A 23,743-nucleotide genomic window follows, 5' to 3' on the forward strand; every position below is an offset into this window, starting at 1 on the left:
TACAATATCTGTTTTACGACAGCTGTTAATTATTGCATAATTTAGAATCCATTTCTTTAACTCTGCTATAATCCAGCTCATCAAAGTGATTTACAACATAATCCGCCAATGATAAATCCTGATTCTTAGAATGCTCACTATTATAGCCTATACACAAAATTCCTGCCGCTTTTCCCGCAACAATTCCATTAGTACTATCTTCAATAATAATACAATTTTCCTTAGGAGCAATCGATAAACTCGCAGCATGTTCAAAAATGGCCGGATGTGGTTTTGATTTTGGAAAATCCTCACCACTTACCTTATGGGTAAAATATTGATGCAAATCAAAACGATTAAAAATACGCTCGATAGTTACTTTTGAAGCTGAAGAAGCCAAAATTAACTGCACTCCATTTTGATGTAAATCTTCAATTAAACTGCGAACACCAGCTAATAATTCTAAATCTTTTTTAGTATCAAAAGCATCATTAAAAATGCTTCTTTTTCTCAGAATCAAATCTTCTACATCCTGTTCCAGTTGAAAAATATCTTTTAGTTTTTGGAAAATATTTCGAGTCGAATTTCCTGTAAAAGAAGTATATAATTCTTCGCTTACTTCGATATTTAATTCTTTGAATTGTTTGTAATAAGCATAACGGTGTACAGGTTCAGTATCGACAATTACGCCGTCCATGTCAAAAATTACAGTTTGTATCATTGTTTTGTTTTTAGTTTCTTGTTTTTTGTTGAAAGTTGAAAGTTGACAGTTCTAAAATATAAAGGAATTTGATTTTAATCTCTTTCCTCTTTTCTTATTATTCCTTTTTCAAAAGATCACGAATTACTGTTTCGGCTGCATGTAAACCAAATAAGGCCGGCATATAACTGTTTGTTCCGTAAAAAGATTTTTTAAAGTTAGTTCCGTCTGTCATTTTTACACTGGTTTCATCCGGTTTTTCCATAGAAAAAACAGCTTTTACTCCTTTTTTAACGCCCATTTTACGCAAACGCTTACGAACTACTTTGGCCAAGGGACAAACATCGGTTTTACTAATGTCTTTTACAGTAACTTTTCCGGCCTGCATTTTCCCACCGGCCCCCATATTAGAAATGATTTTCACCTTCTTTTTCTTCGCTCCAACAATCAAATTCAATTTTGGAGTAATACTATCAATACAATCCAAAACATAATCCATATCCTCAGAAACCAATTCGAAAGCACGTTCCGGAGAAAGAAATTCTTTCACTCTGGTTAAATTCAATTCCGGATTGATATCCATCAAACGATCACCTACAATCGTTACTTTTGGTTCCCCAACTGTCGAATGCAAAGCCGGCAATTGTCGGTTTATATTGGTAATATCCACCACATCTCCATCCACAATAATCATATTTCCCACTCCTGCGCGGGCTAAAAATTCGGCTGCAAATGATCCTACACCACCTAATCCTACTACCATTACATTGGCATTCTGTAATTTATTTAATCCTTCTTTTTTGAATAAAAGCTCCGCTCTTTCGGTCCACTCTGCCATAATTTAAAGTGTATTTGTTTATTTGGTAATTTGTTTATTTGTAAAAACAGCATCAAAATTATTGGAAATAATCTGCTGTAATTCTTCCACTGTTATCTTTTTATATTTTGCAGCCAAAGCGTACACTTCTTCAATAGTATAGTCGGAAGTATCGGTTTCCAGAAAAAATCGATTTTCCGGCACACTATTAAAAACCGATTCTAATTCGGGATTTATCAATAAATATCTCCCAAAAGAAAGATAAAATCCATTATTGAGAAGTTCTTTTGCCAACTGCTCTTTTTTAGAAAATCCATGAATAATGACAGGAGTTGTCAGTTTCAAACGTTTTTTCATTTCTTCCAATTCCTGAAAAGCATGAACACAATGTATCACAACAGGTTTTTGAAATTTTTCGGCCAATAGTAATTGTCTTTCTAAAACTTCCAATTGAATCTCAAAAGCAGTCTCACTGCGTTTGTCCAAACCACATTCGCCAATAGCCAGACATTCCGGCAAGCCCGCTTTTTGTTGTAAAATTTCAAAATCACTTAGCAGTCGATTTTCATCGATAAACAATGGATGAATCCCAATGGAATAATGCGGCATTGTCTGGTCAAACTCCTGTGGATATTGATTGACTAATTCCAGAATCTCAGCATCATTAGTAAATTGATGGGTATGTAAATTGAAGTACTGCATTAGTCATGAAATTTTTTAACCCCCGCACGAATTGCCACTTTTAAATCGTTTTCCAAAGGAACTTTAGGACAGGAATAACGGTAACTGTAAGCACAATACGGATTGTACGAAGTATTAAAATCAATTGCAATTGTATTGCCTTTTGGAATCTTTAAATCGATATATTTCCCGCCAATGTAACTTTCTTTACCCGAAGTTGCATCAAAAAAAGGCAAAAACAAATCGTTCTTATATTTTGGATTTACAATGAGTTCCAAACTTTGATACACATTCAATTTGTGCATTTTTCCATCCATTTCAAAATGTACTTCACCGTACTTCTTATATATTGGTGTTCTGTCAGTTGATGTTTTCATCTTGAAAGCTTTTTCTTTTGGCGTACGCACTAACTTGGCAACTACAAAATATTTTTTACTTACAGGATAAAAATCCAAACCTTTGAAATGGCTAAAATCAGCTTCTTCTAATGGACTCGTATCACGATTAGCATATTCTTTATTTAATTCCTGCTGGTATTTTTTAGCTGCAGCCAAATCAAATTTTTCCTGGCTATAGCCAAAAACACTTTGGAACAAAATACTAAACAATAGAATATACCTCATCTTCAAAATTTTATGCAAAAATAGCTTAAAAGTTGCAAAGCCACAACGACTAATCTTCATAAAATTACAGCTTAAAACTATAAAAACTAAAATTTTAGTTAAATAACTATAAAAATAGTTTTGAAACTAAAAAAATAGTTATATACTTGTATTCAAATTAAACAACTATGGAAAAGTTAACCAACAAAGAAGAAGAAATCATGCAAATTTTATGGAAGCTGGAAAAAGCTTTTGTAAAAGAAGTCATGGCCGAAATGGCAGATGAAAAACCGCATTACAACACCCTTTCGACCATTATTAGAAATCTGGAAGAAAAAGGATATGTTTCCTATAATGCTTTCGGGAAAACGCATCAATATTTTCCAATTGTAAAAATGGAAGATTATCGAAAAAAATTCATGAATACTGCCATTGAAAACTATTTTGATAATTCTTATAAAAATATGGTTTCCTTTTTTGCCAAAGAAGAAAAAATATCTGCCGAAGAATTACGAGAAATTTTAGCCATGATTGAGAAAAAAGAATAACTATGGAAAATTTATTCCTTTACTTCATCAAAGCAAGTGGCTTAATTGGATTGTTTTTCCTGGCCTATATGCTATTACTGCGCAAAGAAACATTCTTTACCGCCAACAGATGGTTTTTACTTTCGGGATTATTCACCTCAGCATTACTGCCACTTTACTTTATCACTAAAATAATTTGGGTAGAACCCACAACGGATTCCTTGGATTGGTCTACTATTCCGGTAACGACTATGACTATTAATCCGGAACCCCAAATCGATTGGTACTTAATCGCTACTTACGTTTATCTAATAGGAACAGTAATTTTTCTGCTCAAACTCTTCTTTGATTTTTATAGTTTATCCAAAGTATTTAAAGGTCAAAATAGCAAACAGCAAGGAAATTTTAAACTAATTGATATAAATGTAAACATTGCACCTTTTTCCTTTTTTAAAGCTATTGTTTATAATTCCTCTTTGTATACGTCAATAGAATTAGAAAATATATTGGAACATGAAAAAGTCCACAGCAGTCAGCATCACAGTGTAGATGTATTAGTCGCGCGATTGTTTTGTATTGCTTTTTGGTTCAATCCGTTGATTTGGTTGTATAAAAAAGCAATCATTCAAAACTTGGAGTTTATAGCCGACAGTGAAGCTTCCAAAAACATCGCCGACAAAAAAGCCTATCAATTAACTCTTTTAAAAATAACCACACAAGACAATTGTGTAGCCATTACCAATCATTTCTATCAATCCTTAATCAAAAAAAGAATTATTATGTTGAACAAAAACCAATCCGACAAATGGAATTCTTGGAAGTACATCACCGTATTTCCGGTACTAATTGCCTTTGTGTTTTTATTTCAAATTGAAGTAGTTGCACAGGAGAAAGAAGTTCAAAAACAAAAAAAACAAGATAAAATAAACACAAAAACAGGGAGATTAAAATTAACCATTGACCCAGGTAAAGATGCTGAAAAAGACAAAATATTCAATAGAAAAATTGAATTTAGAGATGAACTTATTGTCGTAAATGGAAAACCAACATTTAGAGACCCAAGAGATCTTTATATAGACCTTATAACATCAATAAAACAATTAAACATAGAACAAGCAATTGCGAAGTATGGAACTTTAGGAAAAAAAGGTGCTTTTGAAATCACAACTGAAAATAATATTTCTCCATTTAGTGAAGAAATTAAATTAATGGGGAGTGATAAAAAAACTGAAAAGACAAATAAAAACAGTAATAAGTCAAAAAACAAAAAGACAGTTAGAATAACAACAAAAAGTAAAGAACCGATTAAATCCTACCTTAAAGAATATTATATTGATGGTAAAAAATCGACTGCTTTTGTATATAGTAAACTAGACATAAACAACATTGACAAAATCGAAACAAATTCTTTTGAAAAGAAAGTAATAATTACAACGAAAACGTCAGACACACCAAAACCAACTATTATTTCTGAACAAAATGACAACAGTAAGACTTCAACAAAAATAAATGACGAGGACAAAAATTCTGCTCCAATAGATTTTATTAAAACTTTTAGAAAAGCCTTAGTCATAATTGATGGAAAAGAGAGTAACCTTAAAAGCTTATTAAAAATTAAAAATAGGAATATCAAAATTATTAACGCTAATATATTTGAAGAATCCACCGATGAAACCAAAAAAATCACCTTAGCTACCTATGGGGAAAAATCCCGAAATGGAGTTCTAGTAGTTGAAACTTCTCCCCTTTAAAAGGAAAATAATAAAAACTACTATTAAAATAAATGATCTAAAAAGACGGTCTCTCTCCAAGACCGTCTTTTTAGTATCTTTAAAAGAAAAAAATGTTCAAAATTTTAGCCAAAATCAATAAACTCGTTTTACCTAGTTTCAGCAAGCAAGGCCTGGATTTGGCTAAAGCCAAGAAATGGCAATTAGTAATATTGGGTACCGTTATTATGTTACTTCGAGAGCACTGGATTAATAGGTTAAAGCAGCAAAAATTTTGTAGCCATTTAATTTCTCACGACCGTTAAGAAAAGTCAGCTCCATCAGGAAATTCAATTGCACAATTTCACCTCCTAATTTTTCTACCAATTCACAAACCGCTTTTGCCGTTCCTCCTGTTGCCAGCACATCGTCGTGAATCAAAACCTTATCTCCTTTTTGAATAGCATCTTTATGAATCTCTAAGATGTCAGTCCCGTATTCTAAATCATAGGAAGCTGAAATGGTTTCATAAGGCAATTTATTAGGTTTTCGTACTGGTACAAAACCGGCATTTAATTCCTGAGCCAGTAAAATTCCAAACAAAAAACCTCGGCTTTCCGCTCCTACGACCTTATTAATTTTATGTCCGTTTAATGATTTTACCAAAATTTCCAGACATTCCTGAGTTGCTTTGGCATCATTTAACAAAGGGGTAATATCTTTAAATAAAATTCCTTCTTTTGGAAAACCCTGAATATCACGGATATAATTTTCTAACTTCATTTTTTTTAGTATTTATTGAAATTTATGCTTGCAAGTTACACATTTATCCCTATATTTGCACCCGCAATCACGCTTTACAAAGCTACTGCAAAAGGCCTCGTGGCGCAACTGAATAGCGCATCTGATTACGGCTCAGAAGGTTACTGGTTTGAATCCAGTCGAGGTCACTTTTTAAAATTAAAGCCCGAAAAACCTATGTTTTTCGGGTTTTTTTGTGTTTATTATGCAACTTTAGCAATTCTGGTAAATTTAAAAACCTCAGTGTTTACTAGGAAAACTGGTTTGAATCCCGTCGGGGTAAAATTCATAAATCATTGTAAAAATATAATTAAAAAAATTAAAAGTAGTAATCCTGTTTTATACTATTTGTTATTTAGGGATAGAACTATTTAATATTGTATCAACTGTTTTAGCACCATAAAAACGGATAATTTCATTTTTCCCCATCTCATTACCGCGTTCAAAAACTCTTTTGATAATGTTTTTTTCTGTTTTTCCCAATCAATTGTATTTATTTTAGTGTCCCAAAAAGTGTGTAAGTTGAAAAGTCAAGACTTCGTTTTTTAATTACATAGTTTATGTTATAGTACCAAAAAATCGAGCTTTATTAATAGAACTCAAATATTTTCAGAATAACTTTTCAACTTACACACTTTTTGAAACACTACTAATAATTTTCTCATTTCACGCATCTAAAACCAAGATGATTAGTAGCTGATCTAACTTCTCCATTCCCTCTAGTCCCAACCATATATCTACTACAATATTCTGAAGTACATAAAAAAGAACCTCCTCTATGTACACGTTTTTTCTCATTTCCTCCTTTAGAATCGTAAGGTGCATCAGGTCCTTTTGGATTTCTCGCTACTCCTCCTTCTTGACTAAGTTCCCTATAATAATCCGAACTATACCAATCATTTACCCATTCCCAAACATTTCCAGCCATATCATACAAGCCGTAAGCATTTGATTTAAATTGAGCTACCGGAGCAATTCCGGCAAAACCATCTTCAGCTGTATCACCTTTATCAACTGGAAAATCACCCTGATAAATATTTGCCTGAAATTTATGATCAACAGTTAATGTATTCCCCCACGAGTATAACTCTCCTGTTTTCCCTCCACGTGCAGCAAACTCCCATTCAGCCTCAGTAGGTAACCTTTTCCCTGCCCATTTTGCATAAGCCAAAGCATCTTCATAAGCAATTTGAACTACTGGATAATTCCCCTTATTCTTTATTGAACTATTAGGTCCTTCAGGATGTCTCCAATCGGCACCTTTTACAAATCTCCACCATTGAAGATAATTATTTAAACTCACCTTAGTAAGTGTTGGAGTAAATACAGCCGATCCTGCAAACAAACTCTCAATTGGAACATTAGGAAATTCTTCTATAGTAGGTTTTATTTCCGCTACAGTCACATAAGCTGTTGCATCAACAAATTTTTGAAACTGATCATTTGTAACCTCCTTTGCATCCATCCAAAATCCATCAACATACACTTGATGAATTGGCGTTGCATCTTGGGTTACTCCTTTAATACTACACAAGCTTTCTGACTCTTTTTTACTTCCCATTGAAAATTCTCCTCCCGGAATCCATACCATGCCCTCAGGTGCATATTTAGGTTTATTATTTTTATTCTCGATTGTAGGTTTATATGTTGGATTACCATCACTATCAACTACTTCATTAGATTTCTCAACAACTGTTTTTTTTGATGCAGCTGAAAAAAGGTATGCAAGACCAATTGTAAAAATGACTACAACAGAAATGCTCCATATTTTTTTATTTTTAATCATCATTATATCTTTTAATTCAATTTTAATTATAACATTTACTAATACTACATAACAAATTTAAAATAGTTATATCTTTTAAAAGTTATAAAAATGATCAATTATAGTCTAATTATTGACAATATAGCCCTTTATTTATCAAATAAATATATTATTGATATACTAATTTAGTGTACAATTGAAGTTAAGAATAAATCTTAATTTTAAAAATCCAACATTGAAATAGCCTTTAAAATATAAGATACTTATAAACAAAACCTTTAAAATGTTTATCACATTTAAAAGGTTCTTACTTTTTCTCAAACTTATGCTTGCATATCCATATTTTTCCACTTGTATAAAATGATTTTACAAGTAATTATCCTTTCTCTGAATTAAAAAGCTAAAACCACACTAAACCAAAAAAATCATCATCATTTTACTTATAGTTAACCAATTTCAAAAGTTTTATGATAGAATTTGAAATAGTGTTTTCTACTTCAAGTCTAACTTCGCTTTATCAAAATATTGAAAATAAACAAACTATAAACGTAAAGATGAAGATTATGAAAAAAACCTTTAGCTTATTTTTAGCTATCTCGGCAATTACTTTTAGCTCGTTTGCCCAACCCAATCAAAATGATGAATCATTTAAATGGTTTAAAAAAGCGACTGAAGTAATTAATTACCAATTAAACCAAGCCACAAAGACATACCTTCCCGGTAAAAACCCGCGTTCAATAAATCCTGATGGAACGGTAAAACTAGCTGGACTGACGGATTGGACTACCGGATTTTTCCCCGGAAGTTTATGGTATGGGTACGAACTTACCGGTAATAAAAAATTAGCTCAGGAAGCTAAAAAATTCACACTTGCACTGGACTCTATCCGAAATATAAAAACCACACATGACCTTGGTTTTATGCTCTTTTGCTCTTATGGTAATGCGTACAGAATTACAAATGACGCCATCTACCTTCCTGCATTGCGTGATGGAGCTGCCAACCTTGCTGCCCGTTTTAATCCTAAAATTGGAGTAATTCGTTCTTGGGATTGGCTACACTATCCGGTAATTATCGATAACATGATGAACTTGGAATACTTATACTGGAGTGCAAATGAATTTAACAAACCCGAATATGTCCATATAGCCAATACTCATGCGTTAACAACGATGAAAAACCACTTTAGAAAAGATTACAGCTCATATCATTTAGTAGATTATAATCCGGAAACAGGTAAAGTATTGCGTAAAATGACCCATCAGGGAGTTACAGATGATTCTGCTTGGGCTCGCGGACAGGCATGGGGATTGTATGGATATACAATGTGTTATGCTAACACTAAAAATCCAAAGTTTTTACAACAAGCTGAGCATATTGCTTCTTTTATAATGAATCATCCCCGAATGCCAAAAGACAAAGTTCCTGTTTGGGATTTTGATGTTCACAATGCAATGGATACCGCTGAACGTGCACCAAGAGATGCTTCGGCTGCCGCCGTTATAGCATCTGCCTTATTGGATTTAAGTACACAGGTAAAAGACGGAAAAAAATATGTTGACTATGCCGAAGACATCTTACAATCATTGTCTTCAGACGCTTATTTGGCTAAGCCTGATGAAAATAGTTATTTCCTGCTCAAACATAGTGTCGGCGCTTTTCTTTACAATTCTGAAATTGATACTCCATTGGATTATGCAGATTATTATTATCTGGAAGCATTAAAACGATATGCTGATATCAAAAAGATTGATTCATCAATAACCATCCGATAACAACTATTTACGATTACCGAATCAAAAATTTACTCCAGAATTACAATTTAAAAGTTATAACCATACTGATTTATATATGGTTAACCAATATTCAAAACAAACCACCATTAGTGATTCTGGATACATTTCAAAATAATAATTGGCTAATCTAAGAAACAGACTTAAAAACCCAATTCTAAAAATTAGCCTTATTTGATTAACCCTAAAACCAAACTATTATGAAAAAAAGTTTACTTGTTTTGATTTGTGTATTTGCTCTGTTAGAAACAAAAGCACAAAACTCTTCCTGGTTGTATGACTTTGGTACTGCCGCTGCAGTTCCTTACACATCCACAACCTACAGTAGCAGTTATTTACCCACACCACTGGAAGGAGGCGGTAATGCTGCTGTAAGAGCTTCATCAACTACTGAAGGACCAATAGAATTAACTTCCTCCAATTGGGCAGGTGGTAACGGAGCCGAGCTAAAAATAACCGGAGGAACAACTGCTTCAGGAGCCAAATTTGGTTTAGCTCCATTTAGCGGTACAACAGTTGCTGCTTTTCAATGTAAAATAAATATCCTAACAGGAAGCAATGGACGGTTTTTGCTGTATTTTGGCAATGGAAGTAATTTTACCTCCGGAAGCAGCATCAGCGTAGCACAAACCTTCGCTTCATTGCGTTTCACTCTCAATGCAACAGCTGTCAATCTGGATTGGCTTTCATCATCTACCAGCCCTAACTATAATACAACAGGACTTTCTCAAACAACAATCAACAAAAATCAGTCCTACACTTTGAAGTTTTATATGAACAACAGTAATACCTCAGCATCATATATTACTGAAAATGGAAGTACTCCAACCACACACAATCTGGCTGCCGGAACTTTTGATATCTGGATTGATAATACGAAAGTACTAATCAATGCTGATCCCGGAACTGGTTTACTACCACAGGGAACTACAATTAATGGAATTATTTTTTTAAATGTGGGTGCAGGTTCATCAGCTCCTGTAATGTATATTGATGATATCAGTTACTCCAATTCTTTAATACCTACACCTCCTGTACCACCTGCAACTGTTACCAATACCCTTGTTAGTGTTGATTACGAAAGTGGAACCGAAAACTCTGGAATTTTAGATTTAAATACTACAAATGCAACTGCTGATGATGCCGAATACATAGTGAGTCCTGGTCGTACCGGAAATTATGCTATAGCACATCGCGTAACCATTGGAGACTCTGGTTATTTTTCCGACAATCATTGGCGAAGTGAAGCTGCTACTGCTCAAATGTTTGATAGTGGCAAATATTATCCCGGAGATGAACGTCGTTTTGAAGCTAGTCTTTTACTGAAAGACTGGGAGCCTTATACACCGGGTATGGCACAAAATGGTGATATTATTTTTCAAGGCAAACAAAGTGGAGGTGAAAACCCTGCCTGGTATCTGAGTGCCAAGCGTAATAGTATTACTTTTCGCATTCCAAATGATAATATCGAGCCAACAATTATAGAGGATTTTCGTCCGTATATCAATCAATGGATTGATTTCAGAGTGGATGCTAAAATGACAACGGATGCCACTGGGTATTACAAGGTTTATTATAGATTACCGGGTCAAACTGAATATACTTTAGCTTATGAAATTAGTAATCATAGAACTTTCAATCAGGATGTTCCTGAAGAAAATCCTTCAGGATATCTGAAATGGGGATTGTACCGCCCAGGTCAGTCTATTACTACCGATCCTCCTAACGTAGCAACACGTATCATTTACCATGATGATATCCGAATTTATGAACTTAATAATAACAGCGCACCAGTACAAGTTTGGGGCAATACTTTAAATGGTACTATTGATTTTAGTTCGCCTGTTATCATAGGAAATATTTCTAATTCCAATATCGTAAATGACGGAAGTACAACTCCTAGTTTCTTTTATGCCACAAAAAGCAGTCTTAACACCGCCGGCGTATTTAGCAACAGAGTTTTATTAAATGGATGGACTAATAAAGTATTGGCCTCAGACCCCGCTACTCCATTTGATCCTGGTCAGTATTTTGAATTTAAATTGCAACCGGCAAGTGGTTACAAAATCGATTTTTCTAATCTTAAATTCACAGCGAGAAAAGGAAACACTGCTGACCCTAGTATGTTTGTAATGCGATCCAGTCTGGACGGTTTTACTAATGATATTACAACTCCTCAAAGCTTTGCCGGAACAACTGCTACGGCACTTACCTACGACCTGTCTTCATTGTCTAACGTTCAAACATCTATCACTTTTCGTCTGTATTGGTATGGTTCCAACAGAACAGGCGGAACTCCTCTGGTAGGTATCGACGATTTTTCATTCAATGGTCGGGTTAAACCTGTTTTTAATATTCCTGAAAAATCGGATATAACTAAAAGCACAGACCCCGGTTATAGCACCTATATTGTAAAAACTAATGAATTTGATGTAATCGCAGTAAACAACTGCAGTAAAACTACTTACAACTATACACTTAGCGGAGCTACTACAGGTAGCGGTAACGGCTCATTGGCTGATCAAATTTTTAACAAAGGAGAAACCCTCGTTAAGTGGGTAGCCACCGATGAATGCAGTAACAGTTCTACTGTTTCTTTTACAATAAAAATTAATGATACAGAAAAGCCTATTTTCACCGCACCTTCTGCAATAATCGTAAACAATGATGAAAATCAATGTAGTGCCAATATAATATTAGTTCAGCCTACTGTTACTGATAACTGTGCCGTGGGTACCATTACTAACGATGCACCAGCCTTATTTCCTATTGGTATTACAACAGTAAACTGGAAAGCAACCGATACAAGTGGTAACACAGCAACAACAACACAAACAGTAACCGTAACTGATACACAGGCTCCGGAAATACACGTCATTGCTGCAATTAACCTTTGTTATGAAGCAAGCGGTAATTACACCATTCCGGCAGCAACATCTACCGATAATTGTACTGCAAACAATGTGACGTATCAAATTAACGGTGCTACTATAAGAAACGGAAATGGCTTAGATGCCAGTGGGAATTTCAATGTAGGCATTTCAACAATAACATGGATTGTTACTGACAATGCAGGCAATAGCAATACAGCTACAACTACCGTTACAATTAACAGCAAATTAACGGCAGACATTGCTGATATTTATGCAGTAAGTCGTGGAGGTCAGGCTAATACAATTTATTTGGGTTATGGTCCTTCTTCGCTAACCTTATCTGCAACACCAGCTAATGGTACAGCACCTTATAGCTATTCGTGGAGTAATGGTGCTACAACCGCAAGTATTGCAGTAAATCCTTCAACTCCGGGAGTACACAGTTATACAGCTACAATTACAGATGCATTAGGTTGTTCTTTTGCTGTAACCAAAGAAATAACTGTAATCGATATTCTTTGTGCAGACGGTAAAGTAAAACTATGCCACAGCAGCAATCCTAACCATGATAAAAGTCTTTGCATCTCAACAATTGGTGTTGCTGATCATTTGGCGCACGGCTGTTACCTGGGAAATTGCTATACGCTGAGCAGTAAAAAAAATATTGAACTTGCAAAAGAAGTAACAAACGAATTTTTTGTAATGGTTAGTCCTAATCCTACAGATACAGAATTTCACATTACTATTAGCAGTAATTCTGCAGAAACTGTTGCTGTAAATGTGTTTGATATTTCAGGAAGAAGAATCAACTTATTAAAAGTAAATCCTAATCAAACCATAAGCTTTGGAAACAATTTAAAATCAGGAATATACCTGACCGAGATAATTCAAGGCAAGAATAAAAAAACAGTTAAGTTAATCAAACAATAATTTGTTTTTTTACTTAACTTAATAGATAAATAGAATCATAAGAGGCTATTATTTTTTGATTAAAAACAACCAATTTATAGTAGCTTCTTATTCATTTTAAAAGAATTTAATTGACAATAATCAATTTAACAACCCGATGATAAATTTAAAAAAAACAATAGCCCTTAGCTTTTCATTTATAGCAATATCTTTTGTCAAAGCTCAGGAATTGCCAATATCTAAGGATAGTTTCGATAATATCAACCTGACTTATCATGGCTTAGAAAAAGTGAACGCACTTTATACAGCAGCTAAATATGATGAAGCTGCCAAAGAACTCCTTACTTATTACCGCAACCGAAAAAACATCAAACATACTGATTTTAATATTGGCGATGAAGCTCGATTTAGAGGAAAAGACATTGGCAAAGCCAATCAGTTAAAAGCAGATAATGCCTTAGAACACCAATTTCAACCTCAAAAAGGTTATGGCTATTATGATTATGGCAAAGACATTAACTGGGAATATTGGCCGGTTAAAGACAACGAAGTGCGCTGGCAATTACACCGAGTAACCTGGTGGCAAGCTATGGGAATGGCTTATCGCTGCAGTGGTGACGAAAAATATGCTAAAGAATGGATTTTTCAATTTAAAGATTGGGCTAAAAAAAATGCTTTAGGTTTATCTCCGGAAAACGATCGTTATGCCTGGCGTCCTTTAGAAGTTTCGGATCGTACACAAAGTTTGCCCGGAACTTTTAATTTATTTATAAACTCCCCTCATTTCACAGCTAATTTTTTATTAGAGTTTTTAAACCTGTTTCACCAACAAGCCAATTATATTACTAAACATTACAGCGCAGAAGGTAATCATTTATTATTTGAAGCCCAAAGAGTTCTAGTAGCAGGTAGCATCTTCCCTGAACTTAAAAATGCCGAAGCTTGGCGCAAAAGCGGTATTGAGATATTAAACCGTGAAATAAAATTACAGGTTTTAAATGATGGAATGCAATGGGAACTTTCGCCAACGTATCATGTAGCCAGTATTGAAATTTTCCTGAAAGCCTATAACTCGGCTAAAATGGCCGGTGTAGCAAAGGAATTTCCGGAAAGCTATGTAAAAACAATCGAAAATATGGCTGTGGCAACGGCAAAAATCTCCTTTCCTGATTATAACAATCCTATGTTTGGAGATTCTTGGCTTACTACTAAAGATGTCCGAATGAAACAATTCCAATCTTGGTCAAAACTATTTCCCGAAAATAATTTGCTACAATACTTTGCCACCGACGGCAAAGCAGGCACTATCGATTTTCTATCATCTGCACTGGAAAATGCTGGATTTTATACCTTCAGAAACGGTTGGAATAACAAATCGACAGTAATGATTGTAAAGGCTGGTCCTGAAGGAAAATTTCATGCACAACCTGACAATGGAACTTTCGAACTTTGGGTAAAAGGACGCAATTTTACACCTGATGCAGGTTGTTATATCTACAGCGGAGACGCTGAAATCACAAAAATGAGAAACTGGTATCGTCAAACCAGAGTACACTCGACCCTTACACTCGACAACCAAAACATGGTAATTACGAAGGCGGAACAAAACAAATGGGAAACGGGTAAAAAGCTGGACATCTTAACCTACACCAACCCTAGTTATACCAATTTGAATCACCAACGCAGTATTCTTTTTATAGATCAAAAGTATTTTTTAATTATTGATAAAGCCATTGGTAAAGCAACCGGGAATGTACAAGTACATTTTCAATTAAAAGAAGATAGTAATCCTGTTTTTAACAAAATAAAAAACAGTGTTTGTACTACTTATACAGACGGAAACAACCTTTTAATTCAATCAGTAAACTCAGATAAAGTTAGCCTTAACAAAGAAGAAGGAAAAGTTTCGTATGCTTATGCAAAAGAAATTCCAAGACCTGCTTTTGCTTTCGAAAAAATTAAAAATGATGACAAAACAGCTTATTTTACAACTATAGTTTATCCATTCGACGGTACTAAAACACCTGAAATTGAAATTAAAGAAAACAAAGGAAATGATTTTGAAAAGGGAAACATCAATCTTTCAGTATTTATTGATGGAAAGAAAACCAATTTAAAAGCAAACCTACTATAATGTAAAAGCTATTAACCAATTAAACCAAAAAATCATGAAGCAAACAGTCTACATTCTAAAAAAATACGTGTCTATTTTTACAGGAATTTTAATCGTATCATGTGATAATGATCAAAAAATTTCTGATAATACATCTGAAAAAAAAAATACTTCCACACCTAGTAATTTAAATTTAACTGTCAATGAAAGTGACACCTTACTCTATGTAAACTATGAATCAGGCACAGTAGATTCAGGTATTACAGGCATAAATCCTACCAATGCCACAGCAAATGATGCCGCTTATATTGTTGGTGTTCCCAGTACCTATCGCATAGCTCATAAAGTAATATTAGGTAATCCTGACTATTACTCTAATGAAGCTTACCGAAGTGAAAGCGATGCTGTTAATGCTCCAAATGCTAAATATCTGCCTGGTGATGAACGTAGATATGAGTTTATGGTATTATTAAAAGACTGGCAAGAATGGGATTCTACAAAACCCGCTTACGGAGATAATATCTTCCAACTTAAAGTTTCCGGTGGAGCATTAGTCCCTGTACGTATCCTTACTAAACGCAATGCCATCGTAACAAGAAACACTTCATATCAGGATAATTTAATTAATGACTTTAGACCATATATTAATCAATGGATTAGCTTTCGTATTGATGTAAAATGGGCTACAACCAATACAGGCTACTTAAAAATTTACACCAAACTTCCCGGCCAAACTAGCTATAATCTTGCTTTAGAAAAAAACAATTATGCCACTTATACTGGCAATCCCGAAATATATCCAGGTCAATACGGATATATAAAATGGGGTTTATATCGCGAAGCAGGATATGATGCTAACGGCAATTTAATTACCAGCGATAATATTCTCACCCGCATTGCATATCATGATAATATCAGGATTATTAAGCTTCCTTTACAATAACTATTGACAAGCTAAAAAAAACAGCAACAATTTTAGACTTAATAATGTTTTTTAAATAAACTGTACGTACTAAAGCTAACAAAAAAAAGTCTTTTTTAAAATACCGCAACTCACAACCCCCAAAATTCATTCGGTTTTATACTCATTTTAAAGCTTTTAAAAACACTTTTAATCAAATTCAATAGTATTTTGGACATATTCAAAACTAAAAAGAACAACTGATTTATAACTTTACAAATGTTAATTAACGGTATCAAATTAAAAATCAATGAATAATTGATTAATCCATTTTAAAAACATTATAACTAAACAAATGCTAAAACCAAACTTTATGAAAAAAACAATTTTGGAGTATTCTTAAATACTACAAATCAAAACTATAATTTTAATTAAATCATTACCAATTCAGAAATAGGTTAACCTCTATTTCACTAAATAACAAAATTATGAAAAGGACTATATTCTTATTTTTGTTGCTTGCCACTTGCAGCCTTGTATTTGCGCAACAAAATATAACCATAAAAGGTGTCGTAAGTGATGGGCAAAATATGCCATTGCCAGGAGCAACTATTTTAGAAAAAGGAACTCAAAACAGTACCGTAACCTCAATAGATGGTTTTTATCAAATTAAAGTGAAACCAAATGCAATATTGGTTTTCTCCTTTATGGGTACCAAAACTATTGAAGAAAAACTTAACGGTCGAACAACTATAAATACCAAATTACAGGATGAAACCAACAGTCTTAATGAGGTTGTAGTGGTGGGTTATGGAACCAAATCCAGAAAAGATCTTACTGGTGCTATTTCTTCTGTAAAAGGAGAAGAACTGGCTAAAGTACCGGTACAAAACGTAGCTCAGGCTTTACAAGGCCGCATTGCCGGTATGCAAGTTAATATGAACGATGGTACACCAGGTGCTGACCCTTCAATCAAAATACGTGGAGGAATGTCAATTACACAAAGTAACGAACCTCTGTATGTTATTGATGGAGTTCCACAAACCGGAGGATTGGGCTTTTTAGACCCAATGGATATTGAATCGATAGATGTATTAAAAGATGCTTCGTCAACCTCTATTTATGGTGCTCAGGGTGGAAACGGTGTAATATTAGTCACTACAAAGAAAATAAAATCAGGAAAAGTAACTATTGATTATGATACTTATGCAGGTATTAAACAAGTGACTTCCGAAATCCCTGTAATGAATCCATATGATTTTGTTCAATTATCCTACGAAAGATCAGTTTCTGACCCTGTAAAACTGGCTGCGTTTACAAATAATTATGGTGCTTTTGATCAGCTAGAGTCACTTTATGCAAACAGAGCTGGTAAAAACTGGCAAAAAGAAGTTTTTGGAAATCCGGTCATGAGTCAATACCATAAATTGAGTATCAATGGTGGTGGAAATGAAACTAAATTCAACATTTTCTATTCTTTAAATGATGATGAAGGTGTCATGAAAGGAAGTGCTTCAAGAAAAAATATTGCTAAAATATCGATAAACCATAACGTAAGTAAAAAGTTTTCGATTAATGGTATTGTAAACTATTCTAACCAAAAAATTACCGGATTAGGCACAAGCGAAGGTGGAAATCCAAGATTGAGCATGTTACAAAATGTATTGCGATACCGCCCTGTAAATGGGCTATTAGGATCAGATGATGAACTTGCAAATTTATCATTGGATCCATTAGACACCGGCCTCGCTTTACAAAGTCCATTAATTTCCATTTCAAGTCAACAAAGAGAATCAGTAAAAAAAGCGATCAATGCAAGTGTACAATTGCAATACAACCTTACTCCTAACTTAGTTTATAGAGGATTAGCGAGTTTAACTGATAATAATACTAAAAGTAAATATTTTAATGACAGTTCTGGTATTCTTGCAATCAGAAGTGGTGGTGCTTTTGGAGGTATTTCGGAACTTCTTACAAGCCGTTTTAATTATAACAATACCATTACCTACAATAATACATTTGGTAAAAATCATAAGTTTGACATTACTGCCGGTCAGGAATATATTTATAATTATTCTGAAGCCCTTTCGGTTAGTGCTTCTGCATTTCCGGTTGTAAATTCAGGTTGGGATAGATTAGATATGGGTACTGTTCCCGGAATACCAACATCACTTACTGAAGATGACAAAATCATGTCATTTTTTGCCAGAACAAATTATTCATTCAATAATAAATATTTGCTATCTGCAAGTGTAAGAGCAGATGGTTCTTCTAAATTTGGAACTAACAATCGTTGGGGGTATTTTCCGGCAGTATCTGCTGCATGGAGAATCATCAATGAGAATTTCATGAAAAATGCAACTGCATTTTCTGATTTTAAATTGCGTTTAAGTTATGGTCAGGCAGGAAATAACAGAATAGCTAACTATGCAGCATTAGGTATTTTTGATACAGGATCATATCCTTTAAACAATCAAACTGTTTCTGCTGCTTTTCAAAAAAATCTTCCTAATCCAAATTTAAAATGGGAATCAACTCAATCCTCTAATATAGGTTTAGATTTAGGATTTTTTAAACAAAGAATAATGCTTACCACTGAATGGTATGATAATCGTTCTAAGGACCTACTTTATAACACTCGTATTCCAGCCAATGCCGGTTTTACAAATCAGTTCCAAAATATAGGTTCTACTTCCAGCCGTGGTTTAGAATTTACATTAAACACAACCAATATTAAAAAGAATGACTTTAGTTGGAATACCGGTTTCAATATAGCATTTAACAAAACCAAAGTACTTAGCCTGAGTGAAGGAGAAACTTCACTATTAACCAATAGTTATGCTCCTCTTGTAAACGACTTTATATTGCAGGTAGGAAAACCTGTAGGTATCATGTACGGCTATGTAAGAGACGGTTTGTATCAGGTAAGTGATTTTGATTACAATACAACAAGTGGAGTTTATACGTTAAAATCAGATGTAGTTAAAGACAATGGTGCAGCAGCACAACCGGGATTCATTAAATTCAAAGATATGAATGGAGACGGTGTAATAAATGATTTAGACCGAACCGCAATAGGAAATGCAAATCCTAAATTCTCTGGAGGTTTAAATAACACCTTTACTTATAAAGGAATCGATTTAAGTATATTTCTGAACTTTACTGTAGGTAATGATATTTTTAATGCTAATGTTTTGAACAACGCAAGTCTTAATACTGAAAATTTAAATTCATTAGCCCGATTTGCTGACCGATGGACAACCATCAATGCAGCGGGACAACGAGTAACTGATCCTACTGAATTAGCAGCTTTAAACACAGGAAAAACAAATCCTGTTTACAACGGAAATACAACTGGTCGTTTGTATAGCGACATTATTGAAGACGGTTCTTTTTTACGTATCAATAACATTAGTATTGGTTATAGCCTACCTAAAAAATGGCTAACCGCAATGAAAATATCCAGAATGAGATTTTATCTGACTGCTTATAATATATATGTATTTACGAAATATTCAGGCTACGATCCCGAAGTAAGTGTAATCAACAATGCCTTAACTCCCGGAGTTGATTTTAGTGCTTATCCAAAAGCAAAATCTTTTATTACAGGTCTAAATATTTCACTCTAATTTAAAATCTAAAAAAATGAAACATAAAATATTTTCCCTAAAAACAACTTTAGCTGTTGGCGTAGTTGCACTGCTGCTACCACTTAGTTCTTGTGATAATCAGATAGAAACTACTCCTTATTCCTATTCCACATCAGCTAATTTTTTCTCTAATTTAGACGAGGCTTATATGGCAACATTAGGCGTATATCAAATTATGTCTCTTCAGGATACTTACGGCTGGAATATTCCTTTAGTTTTTGATGCTGATACTGATATTATCCAAATTAGTGGTGACACCGATGTTGACTGGAGAACAATACCTCATTACAAAGGAATTTCCCAAACTGTAACTTTTTACACTGTATGGAGTCAATTATATACTGGTATAGATCGTGCTAATGTAGTAATTGAAAAAATACCGCAAATGAAGCTTTATACGGAAGGTACCGAAAGCCAAAAAACGCAATTAAACAGAATGCTCGGAGAAGCTAAATTTTTACGTGGTTTTTACTATTCTGAATTAGTCCGTCTTTGGGGTGATGTACCTTTTAAAACCAAAAGTTCACAATCAGGAGATAACTTCAAAGCGGGTTTAGTTGATCGTTATGAAATATATGGGCAAATTATAAAAGATATGACAGAAGCAGCCGCTGTATTGCCTGAAGCCATGCCTACCGATGAACGCATCAACAAATGGGGCGCTAAAGCAATGCTTGCCAGAGTTGCTTTGTTTGCCGGAGGCTATTCATTAAAAGCTGATGGAAACATCACACGCCCTGACAATTACAAGGATTATTACCTAATAGCACAACAGCAAATTAATGATATTATGGCTCAAAATCCATATAAGTTAAATACCTCATACTCCAGAGTTTTTAAAAACCAGTGCCAACATGTTTTAGAACCTACCGAGAATATTTTTCAGGTTGCTTTTTATAACTCAGCAGTAGGTACAATATTGGCTAACACTTCTTGGTCCGGCTATTTCAATGCACCATCTGTTCCTACGGTTAGTAACGGTTTTTATGGAGGTACTGCCGCTAGATGTTTAATAACCAAACCATTCTACACTAGCTTCGCAGCAGGAGATCAACGAAGAGATTTTTCTATAGCAACTTATATTTTTGACGCTCTTGGAAACAAACTCGCCCGTGTAACAACCACACAAGACCAAACTTGGACAACAGCCAAATGGAGTAGAGAATATCAAACCAATGCCCCTCAGGAAAGAATTAGTACCAATATCAACTGGGTAATTATGCGTTATTCTGATTTATTATTAATGCGTGCTGAAGTCGAAAATGAATTAAATAACGGGCCTAATGCTATAGCATATGATGCCATTAATCAAGTAAGAAGAAGAGGTTTTGGTTTAGACGTTCCCGGTAGCAGAATTAGTATCACTTTAGGAAATCAGGGTACAGGATATACATCAGCAGCTACTGTTGTAATCAATATTACAGGAGGTGGCGGTACTGATGCAGCTGCTGCTGCAGTAACAGTATCTAGCGGACGCATTACAGCAATTACATTACTGCGTTCTGGTGATGGATATACTTCTGCTCCAACAGTAACAATTACTAGTACCGATGGAAAAGGTTCCGGAGCCACTGCAACAGCAACACTTTTGACAAAACCAACAGCTACACAAGTTAATCTTTCCGGTTTAGATAAAGTTAATTTCCTAAAAGCAATACAACAGGAAAGAGCCTGGGAACTTTCGGGCGAAGGAATGCGCAGAGCCGATTTAATTCGCTGGGGAATTTTAGCTGAGAAGATAACTGAAACAAAAACAGCGGTTCAGGCAGTCAGAACCACTTATCCTTATCCGGCATTTGACAACTTTAAAAAATTCAAACACGAATTATATCCTTTTCCAACAAATGAAACGGATGTCAACAAAGGTATAACAAGACAAAATCCTAATTATTAATCCCCTATCAACTGCAATGATGAAGAAAACAATTCTATTATTCATTTTAATGTTAATAAGCAACTTATCTTTTGGGCAAAACAAACCCAAAAATATGAAAGCACAAAGAGATTCTATTTTTACAGTAATGAAACTGAGTGATGAAAATAAATTAAAAATGCACGAATTAATTGCTAAAAATGGTAATGGTCAAAAAGCAATTAAAGAAGACCCAACGCTTTCTGAGGAACAGAAAAAAGAAAAACTGCAAGCTTGGAAAAAAGATATTACGGCAGAAGAAAGAAAAATACTCACCACTGAGCAATTTGAAATATGGAGGGATTTTGGAAAATCCTCAAAACAAAAATAATAACCAATAATCCAATGCAGAGCCTCAAAAGCTCTGCATTTCTTTTTTAAATAAATACCACTCTTGAACATTTTGTCATTTAACACCAACTTATAATTAATTAAGAAATGTCCCCATATAATATAAAATCATAAGTAATTACAACTATAATTACACATAAAACACAGGCTTTAACTAAATTTAATAGCATTTTGAACAAAATCAAAACCTCTTTCAGATGCAGATAGCTAAATTCGTAATATCATTTACAAGTTATTCAATAAAATTAGCATAGATTATGAAAATCAAAAAACACCTATTGCTTCTATGTCTGTTAGGCTTAAATATGCCTTGGGTTAGTGTTGCCCAAACAAACAGTCGTCCCAATATTCTCATCATTATGACCGACCAACAAACAGCCGATGCGATGAGTATAGCCGGAAATAAAAATTTACATACCCCGGCAATGGATAAACTGGCTCAAAACGGAGTTCGTTTTACTAAAGCTTATTGCGCTCAACCTTTATGCAGTCCGTCCCGTGCGGCAATAATGAGTGGAAAAATGCCTTTTGAAAATGGTTTTATAGGGAATGCCCCTGTAAAAGATGGACAATGGCCTGAAGATTTATTAATGATGGGTAAAATTTTTCAAAACGGAGACTATAAAACAGGCTATGTAGGCAAATGGCATTTACCTGTACCAACCACTAAAAAAAGCCAACATGGTTTTGAATACATTGAGAACACAGACTTTTTAGATTATAATGATGCGGCAACACCTTCTTTTTGTGCTCGTTTTATCAAAGAAAATAAGAACAATCCTTTTTTACTCGTGGCTTCTTTTTTGAACCCACATGATATTTGTGAATGGGCAAGAGATGAAGATTTAAAAATGGATGTTTTAGAAGATGCTCCTCCGGCAGATCAGTGTCCGCCATTACCGGCAAACTGGCAAATACCTGCTCACGAACCCAAAATTGTTCGTGATCAACAAAAAATAGTCGGTTTACGCACCTACCCTTCTGTCAATTATACACCCGAAAAATGGCGTCAATACCGATGGGCTTACAACCGATTAGTCGAAAAAGTTGATAATTATATCGAAATGGTATTAGCATCGTTAAAAAAATATGGTGTCGAAAAAAATACCATTATCATTTTCACCGCCGATCATGGCGATGGCAATGCAGGACACAGTTGGAACCAAAAACAAATTTTATATGAAGAAGCGGCTAAAATCCCTTTTATCATCTCCAAAATGGATGGTTCGATAACTCCCCGAACGGATGATATGTTAGTTTGCAACGGTATCGATATTATCCCAACAATATGTGGTTTCACCGGAGTACCCAAACCAACTTACTTAAAAGGAATAGACTTAAGCAAAAAAATAACCAATCCCGAACTACAACTACGCGATACACTAGTTATTGAAACTGATTTTGCCGATAATGAAGATTTATTAGGCATTAGTGGCCGAGCTGTGATTACTAAAGATTTTAAATATATTGTTTACAACAAAGGAGAAATTAAAGAACAATTATTTGATTTAACCAACGATCCCGGAGAAATCAACAATTTAGCGGTAAATAAATCATACAAAAAACAGCTTGTTGCCATGCGAAACTATTTAAAGCAATGGTGCAAAAAAAACGGAGACACATTTGATTCAGGATTATAAATCCGATTAAAAAAATAAAG

The 23,743-nt window shown here is 34.3% G+C and carries 17 protein-coding genes, 1 tRNA gene and 1 pseudogene; 12 read left to right on the plus strand and 7 right to left on the minus strand.

Translation table 11 applies throughout. The features are described from left to right. Positions 1–25: 25 nt before the first annotated feature. The 4 genes from BLR17_RS08680 to BLR17_RS08695 form a co-directional block, all read right to left on the minus strand. Positions 26–700 (minus strand): HAD family hydrolase, encoded by a 675-nt coding sequence (locus BLR17_RS08680; RefSeq protein ID WP_066329924.1) that lies wholly within the window; start codon positions 698–700, stop codon positions 26–28. 97 nt (positions 701–797) lie between these two features. Next, complete coding sequence (locus BLR17_RS08685) at positions 798–1,517, minus strand: tRNA threonylcarbamoyladenosine dehydratase (protein WP_066329922.1); 720 nt, start codon at positions 1,515–1,517, stop codon at positions 798–800. A gap of 18 nt (positions 1,518–1,535) precedes the next feature. Further along, the gene (locus BLR17_RS08690; protein WP_066329918.1) at positions 1,536–2,198 is read right to left on the minus strand and encodes a TatD family hydrolase; all 663 of its coding nucleotides are present in this window, start codon (positions 2,196–2,198) and stop codon (positions 1,536–1,538) included. Further along, positions 2,198–2,800 carry a DUF1684 domain-containing protein gene (locus BLR17_RS08695; RefSeq protein WP_066329917.1) on the minus strand — a complete coding sequence of 201 codons (603 nt, stop codon included), beginning with the start codon at positions 2,798–2,800 and terminating at the stop codon, positions 2,198–2,200. Before BLR17_RS08695 ends, BLR17_RS08690 begins: the two co-directional genes overlap by 1 nt. 167 nt (positions 2,801–2,967) lie before the next feature. On the opposite strand from BLR17_RS08695, the gene BLR17_RS08700 reads away from it, so the two are divergent. The 3 genes and pseudogenes from BLR17_RS08700 (at position 2,968) to BLR17_RS16585 (ending at position 5,289) form a co-directional block, all read left to right on the plus strand. After that, entirely contained in the window at positions 2,968–3,327 is a 360-nt protein-coding gene (locus BLR17_RS08700) for a BlaI/MecI/CopY family transcriptional regulator (RefSeq protein WP_066329916.1), read from the plus strand. Positions 3,328–3,329: 2 nt separating this feature from the next. Then, positions 3,330–5,057, plus strand: coding sequence for a M56 family metallopeptidase (locus BLR17_RS08705; protein ID WP_066329915.1), 1,728 nt, complete (start codon positions 3,330–3,332; stop codon positions 5,055–5,057). Positions 5,058–5,149: 92 nt separating this feature from the next. Further along, positions 5,150–5,289 (plus strand): annotated as a pseudogene (locus BLR17_RS16585) (SsrA-binding protein). On the opposite strand, the gene BLR17_RS08715 reads toward BLR17_RS16585, so the two are convergent. Then, positions 5,286–5,798, minus strand: a complete 513-nt coding sequence (locus BLR17_RS08715; protein WP_083189571.1) for an adenine phosphoribosyltransferase — start codon at positions 5,796–5,798, stop codon at positions 5,286–5,288. The pseudogene BLR17_RS16585 and the gene BLR17_RS08715 sit on opposite strands and share 4 nt — an antisense overlap. 93 nt (positions 5,799–5,891) lie before the next feature. Here BLR17_RS08715 and BLR17_RS08720 point away from each other — a divergent pair. Then, positions 5,892–5,965, plus strand: a tRNA-Arg gene (locus BLR17_RS08720). Between the two features lie 202 nt (positions 5,966–6,167). On the opposite strand, the gene BLR17_RS16605 is transcribed toward BLR17_RS08720, so the two are convergent. After that, positions 6,168–6,299, minus strand: a complete 132-nt coding sequence (locus BLR17_RS16605; RefSeq protein WP_255283854.1) for a DUF6922 domain-containing protein — start codon at positions 6,297–6,299, stop codon at positions 6,168–6,170. Between the two features lie 178 nt (positions 6,300–6,477). Next, on the minus strand, positions 6,478–7,602 hold the full coding sequence (locus BLR17_RS08725) for a formylglycine-generating enzyme family protein (RefSeq protein WP_245683128.1): 1,125 nt from the start codon (positions 7,600–7,602) through the stop codon (positions 6,478–6,480). 542 nt (positions 7,603–8,144) lie between these two features. Between BLR17_RS08725 and BLR17_RS08730 the strand changes: the two genes are divergently transcribed. From BLR17_RS08730 to BLR17_RS08765, 8 genes are all read left to right on the plus strand, one after another. After that, the gene (locus BLR17_RS08730) at positions 8,145–9,356 is read left to right on the plus strand and encodes a glycoside hydrolase family 88 protein (protein WP_066329990.1); all 1,212 of its coding nucleotides are present in this window, start codon (positions 8,145–8,147) and stop codon (positions 9,354–9,356) included. Between the two features lie 218 nt (positions 9,357–9,574). After that, on the plus strand, positions 9,575–13,177 hold the full coding sequence (locus BLR17_RS08735) for a heparin lyase I family protein (RefSeq protein ID WP_066329912.1): 3,603 nt from the start codon (positions 9,575–9,577) through the stop codon (positions 13,175–13,177). A 136-nt stretch (positions 13,178–13,313) separates the two neighbouring features. After that, positions 13,314–15,290, plus strand: coding sequence for a heparin-sulfate lyase HepC (gene hepC, locus BLR17_RS08740; protein WP_066329911.1), 1,977 nt, complete (start codon positions 13,314–13,316; stop codon positions 15,288–15,290). Positions 15,291–15,324: 34 nt separating this feature from the next. After that, positions 15,325–16,212 (plus strand): heparin lyase I family protein, encoded by an 888-nt coding sequence (locus BLR17_RS08745; protein WP_066329909.1) that lies wholly within the window; start codon positions 15,325–15,327, stop codon positions 16,210–16,212. Positions 16,213–16,658: 446 nt separating this feature from the next. Next, positions 16,659–19,799, plus strand: a complete 3,141-nt coding sequence (locus BLR17_RS08750; RefSeq protein WP_066329906.1) for a SusC/RagA family TonB-linked outer membrane protein — start codon at positions 16,659–16,661, stop codon at positions 19,797–19,799. A gap of 16 nt (positions 19,800–19,815) precedes the next feature. After that, complete coding sequence (locus BLR17_RS08755; protein WP_066329905.1) at positions 19,816–21,714, plus strand: RagB/SusD family nutrient uptake outer membrane protein; 1,899 nt, start codon at positions 19,816–19,818, stop codon at positions 21,712–21,714. Positions 21,715–21,808: 94 nt separating this feature from the next. Beyond that, positions 21,809–22,063 carry a hypothetical protein gene (locus tag BLR17_RS08760; protein WP_066329904.1) on the plus strand — a complete coding sequence of 85 codons (255 nt, stop codon included), beginning with the start codon at positions 21,809–21,811 and terminating at the stop codon, positions 22,061–22,063. A gap of 277 nt (positions 22,064–22,340) precedes the next feature. Further along, positions 22,341–23,723, plus strand: a complete 1,383-nt coding sequence (locus tag BLR17_RS08765; protein ID WP_066329903.1) for a sulfatase family protein — start codon at positions 22,341–22,343, stop codon at positions 23,721–23,723. The last annotated feature ends 20 nt before the right edge of the window (positions 23,724–23,743 follow it).

This window comes from Flavobacterium glycines (assembly GCF_900100165.1).
Lineage (GTDB): Bacteria > Bacteroidota > Bacteroidia > Flavobacteriales > Flavobacteriaceae > Flavobacterium > Flavobacterium glycines.

Bases quoted from the DNA above. Each gene is read 5' to 3' on its own strand.
- BLR17_RS08680 (WP_066329924.1), bottom strand. From the start codon at position 700: ATGATACAAACTGTAATTTTTGACATGGACGGCGTAATTGTCGATACT.
- BLR17_RS08685 (WP_066329922.1), bottom strand. From the start codon at position 1,517: ATGGCAGAGTGGACCGAAAGAGCGGAGCTTTTATTCAAAAAAGAAGGA.
- BLR17_RS08690 (WP_066329918.1), bottom strand. From the start codon at position 2,198: ATGCAGTACTTCAATTTACATACCCATCAATTTACTAATGATGCTGAG.
- BLR17_RS08695 (WP_066329917.1), bottom strand. From the start codon at position 2,800: ATGAGGTATATTCTATTGTTTAGTATTTTGTTCCAAAGTGTTTTTGGC.
- BLR17_RS08700 (WP_066329916.1), top strand. From the start codon at position 2,968: ATGGAAAAGTTAACCAACAAAGAAGAAGAAATCATGCAAATTTTATGG.
- BLR17_RS08705 (WP_066329915.1), top strand. From the start codon at position 3,330: ATGGAAAATTTATTCCTTTACTTCATCAAAGCAAGTGGCTTAATTGGA.
- BLR17_RS08715 (WP_083189571.1), bottom strand. From the start codon at position 5,798: ATGAAGTTAGAAAATTATATCCGTGATATTCAGGGTTTTCCAAAAGAA.
- BLR17_RS08725 (WP_245683128.1), bottom strand. From the start codon at position 7,602: ATGATTAAAAATAAAAAAATATGGAGCATTTCTGTTGTAGTCATTTTT.
- BLR17_RS08730 (WP_066329990.1), top strand. From the start codon at position 8,145: ATGAAAAAAACCTTTAGCTTATTTTTAGCTATCTCGGCAATTACTTTT.
- BLR17_RS08735 (WP_066329912.1), top strand. From the start codon at position 9,575: ATGAAAAAAAGTTTACTTGTTTTGATTTGTGTATTTGCTCTGTTAGAA.
- hepC (WP_066329911.1), top strand. From the start codon at position 13,314: ATGATAAATTTAAAAAAAACAATAGCCCTTAGCTTTTCATTTATAGCA.
- BLR17_RS08745 (WP_066329909.1), top strand. From the start codon at position 15,325: ATGAAGCAAACAGTCTACATTCTAAAAAAATACGTGTCTATTTTTACA.
- BLR17_RS08750 (WP_066329906.1), top strand. From the start codon at position 16,659: ATGAAAAGGACTATATTCTTATTTTTGTTGCTTGCCACTTGCAGCCTT.
- BLR17_RS08755 (WP_066329905.1), top strand. From the start codon at position 19,816: ATGAAACATAAAATATTTTCCCTAAAAACAACTTTAGCTGTTGGCGTA.
- BLR17_RS08760 (WP_066329904.1), top strand. From the start codon at position 21,809: ATGAAAGCACAAAGAGATTCTATTTTTACAGTAATGAAACTGAGTGAT.
- BLR17_RS08765 (WP_066329903.1), top strand. From the start codon at position 22,341: ATGAAAATCAAAAAACACCTATTGCTTCTATGTCTGTTAGGCTTAAAT.